5 protein-coding genes are annotated in these 3,104 nt (G+C 63.7%); 1 reads left to right on the forward strand and 4 read right to left on the reverse strand.

Going from position 1 to position 3,104, the window contains the following annotated elements:
• Positions 1-26: 26 nt before the first annotated feature.
• The 4 genes from BRAS3843_RS24365 to BRAS3843_RS39010 are packed head-to-tail and all read right to left on the reverse strand — an operon-like array spanning position 27 to position 2,838.
• Positions 27-317, reverse strand: coding sequence for a DUF1330 domain-containing protein (locus BRAS3843_RS24365; RefSeq protein ID WP_008971744.1), 291 nt, complete (start codon positions 315-317; stop codon positions 27-29).
• A gap of 28 nt (positions 318-345) precedes the next feature.
• Positions 346-1,230: an alpha/beta hydrolase gene (locus BRAS3843_RS24370; protein WP_008971745.1), complete on the reverse strand. Its 885-nt coding sequence runs from the start codon at positions 1,228-1,230 to the stop codon at positions 346-348.
• Between the two features lie 46 nt (positions 1,231-1,276).
• Positions 1,277-1,747, reverse strand: coding sequence for a MarR family winged helix-turn-helix transcriptional regulator (locus BRAS3843_RS24375; protein WP_008971746.1), 471 nt, complete (start codon positions 1,745-1,747; stop codon positions 1,277-1,279).
• Positions 1,744-2,838 carry an NAD(P)-dependent alcohol dehydrogenase gene (locus tag BRAS3843_RS39010; protein ID WP_008971747.1) on the reverse strand — a complete coding sequence of 365 codons (1,095 nt, stop codon included), beginning with the start codon at positions 2,836-2,838 and terminating at the stop codon, positions 1,744-1,746. The genes BRAS3843_RS24375 and BRAS3843_RS39010 overlap by 4 nt, the downstream gene beginning before the upstream one ends.
• Between BRAS3843_RS39010 and BRAS3843_RS41920 the strand changes: the two genes are divergently transcribed.
• Positions 2,837-3,104, forward strand: a 268-nt coding sequence (locus tag BRAS3843_RS41920) for a hypothetical protein (protein ID WP_210161400.1), incomplete at its 3' end; no start/stop codon positions are given. The genes BRAS3843_RS39010 and BRAS3843_RS41920 overlap by 2 nt on opposite strands.

Raw genomic sequence — 3,104 nt, forward strand, 5'->3', positions numbered from 1 at the left:
ACGATTCATCCTAATCTCATCGTGCTTTAGCTGAGCCCCTCCACGCTGACCAGCCGCGCAGAGCTGCAGGAGTCCCTGATGGCTTTGAGACCTTGATAGGTTGCGCCGTTATAGAACGCCTCCCAGGCCGCGACGGAGGGAAATTCCAGCAGCACGATCCGACGCGGCGTCCAATCACCCTCATGAACTTTGTGGGGTCCGCCTCGCGCCAGATATTTGGCTCCGGCCGCCTCCAACGCGGGCTTCACGCTCGTCATGAATTCCTGGTAGCGCTGCGGGTCAGTGATCTCGACGTCAAAAATCACGTAAGCGGGCATCGCAGTTCTCCTTATCCATCAACGCGGCTCACCGCGAGCCGTCTTCCAAGAAGCCGATCAAACCGTTCACCAGGGCCTGCGGATTTTCCTCGGCAATCCAATGCGCAGCATTCGGCACCCGCAACTCGGTGACATCTTCGGCCACCTCCCGCATCATCTCGGCCATCAGCGGTCCCGTCGTGCTCGCCTGCCCGCCGACGGCGAGCACCGGGATCGTCAGCCTGCCGTGCGCGGCCAGCCATTGACGGTTGTCCTCGATGTCACGATCGAAGGCCCGGTACAATTCGAGGCCTGCGCGCAACGCGCCTGCCGCGGAATAGGCGGAGACGTATGCGTCGAGCTCCTGGTCCGTGATGGCGGCGACGTTATAGAGCCGCGCGTTGAAGAACGCCTGCAGATAGGCCCGCTCGCGACCCGCGATCAGCATCTCGGGAATGTCCCGCACGCTGTGGAAGGCGAACTGCCAGACCCGCGGATCGGCGCGAAGCCGGTCGAACACCTGGGTGCCCGGCAGCGGCGCATCGATCACCGCAAGATGAGAGACATGATCGCGGAACATCTGCGAATAGGCGTAGGCGACCATCAGGCCGATATCGTGCCCGACCAGCACGGTCGGACCGGCGATGCGCAGCTCATCCTTGATGAGGCGCCGGATGTCCGATGCCATGGTGCGCTTGTCGTAACCATCGAGCGGACGCGAGGAATGACCGGCGCCGCGGTAATCCACGGCGACGACGCGATAGCCTGCGCTAGTAAGGCGCGGCATCATCTGCCGCCACTCGCGCCATGTCTGCGGAAAGCCGTGCAGCAGCACGATGGTGCGATCGCCATCGCCGGCGGTGACATAATGGAGGATGACGCCGGGCTCGAGCGCGGCCGTGCCGTGTCGGACGTCGATATCCTGTGTGTCCATGACTTGCGTGTCTATGACTTGCGCGTTCATGACTTGCCCTTTCTGCTCAATCGCGCCGCGCGAAGGCGTCCGCGAGTGCTCGATTTTCGGCGATGTCGCGCAGCGTCGACCGCAATTCGGAGAGCGCAGCGGCATCACCGTAGAAACGCGAGAATTGGGCATGGGCTTTTTCCCAATAAGGGCGCGCACGAGCCGCCGCCTTTCGACCGGCTGGCGTCAGACGCACCGGGCGCCGCCGAGCGTCGCGCTGATCGCGACCAAGCGCGACAAGCCCGTCAGTTTCCAGCGTGCGAAGGCTCTGTCCGAGCGCGGAGCGTTCCATGGTGAGGATCTCGGCCAGTTCGCTGACCGTCGGAGGCTCGGATGCCCGGCGTTCCAGCTCGGCGAGAATGCCGAACTGGGTCAGGCGCAGACCCGACGGAGCCATCACCTCGTCATAGAGCAGCGTGAGCCGGCGCGACGCCGCGCGCATCGCGCTGGCGATGCAGGGACTGGCCGATCGGAGCGGCAGGCTCATCGCGCGCGCTCCTTGTCGACGACGATGGCTATCTTGCCGACCGACTTCCGGCCGGCTCGCATCTCAGCAAGCGCAGCGTTAATTGCGCCGACCTCGGACGGGATGATCTCGCTGAGATGCGGGCGCACCACCCCTGCCTCGGCGGTTGCAGCCGCGTCCCGGATCGCGCCGCTCAGCAAGGTCTTTGTCTTCGCATCCAGCGGAACGGAATCGGAGAAATAGCGCAGCAGGTTGACGTTGACGAGCTGAGCATCCTTCGCTGCCAAGATGCCGGCTACCGGGCTTTCGGTCTCGGCGCGACGGCTGGTCTTGCCCGGACCGACGCCCAGCACCACCCATCGCCCGCCCGGCCGCACCAATTTCGAGGTCGCGACGAAGCTGTCCTCGCTGTAGGTCGCATCGAACACAAGATCGACGCCTTGAGCCTGGGTCAGACGGTCGATCTTGCCTTCGATGTCATCGCGCCGGTAGTCGAAGACATGGTCAGCGCCCGAAGACAGCGCCAAGGCACGTGATCGTACGTTGCCGGCGCTACTGATGATCCTCTTCGCGCCGAGCGCCTTCGCCAGCTGAATGGCGAGATGACCGACCCCACCGCCACCGCCGGGAATATAGACCGTGGCGCCGGCATCCAACGTATCCGCAAGGGCAAGATAAGCGGAGAGATAGCAGACGCCGAGCGCTCCCGCCTCGACAAAGCTGAAGCCGTCTGGCTTGGACGTGACCAAGCACTCGGGCACCAGGGCGTAGCCACCCGTGCCACCGGAGGCCCACGCGCCATCCCGGTTCGACGGCACCATGCCGAAAACGGCGTCGCCAATATCGAACGTCGTCACGGCATCCCCGCGCGCGATCACGATGCCGGCAAAATCGAAACCGAGTGCGACCGGGGGCGTACGGCCGAGAAAATTAAGCTCGGCGAGCTTGTAGTCGAGCGGGTTGAGTGATGACGACACGACATGGACGAGCAGCTCGCCCGGTTGCGGCTTTGGTACGGGCCGCTCGAACGTCTCGAGCGGCAATCCGTCCGGCGCACGCGTATAACCAATGGCCCTGAAATGATCGGCGGCTGCGACAGCATCATCAGACATGGATCTGTTCTCCTGCCTCCGATTTAAGGGGATATCCCCGTATTCCAAGACCGGAACGTACGCTCGGATCCGTTTGAGCGCTCAACTTCCGGTGAACACAGGGATCAGCACGGGGCATTGCGGCGCGATGAACGGCTGCCCGTCGGGCAAATCAGAGGAGGAAATTGCGCGCCGGCGCATCGCGCGGTTCGCAAAGGTCTCGCAAAAACAGGCGCGCCGAAACACGAAGTTTGCGAGCACCTTCAAGGCGAAAGCCCCGGCACGGT

Origin of the sequence: Bradyrhizobium sp. STM 3843 (assembly GCF_000239815.1) — a bacterium.
Lineage (GTDB): Bacteria > Pseudomonadota > Alphaproteobacteria > Rhizobiales > Xanthobacteraceae > Bradyrhizobium.

Bases quoted from the DNA above. Each gene is read 5' to 3' on its own strand.
- BRAS3843_RS39010 (WP_008971747.1), bottom strand. From the start codon at position 2,838: ATGTCTGATGATGCTGTCGCAGCCGCCGATCATTTCAGGGCCATTGGT.
- BRAS3843_RS24375 (WP_008971746.1), bottom strand. From the start codon at position 1,747: ATGAGCCTGCCGCTCCGATCGGCCAGTCCCTGCATCGCCAGCGCGATG.
- BRAS3843_RS24365 (WP_008971744.1), bottom strand. From the start codon at position 317: ATGCCCGCTTACGTGATTTTTGACGTCGAGATCACTGACCCGCAGCGC.
- BRAS3843_RS24370 (WP_008971745.1), bottom strand. From the start codon at position 1,230: ATGGACACACAGGATATCGACGTCCGACACGGCACGGCCGCGCTCGAG.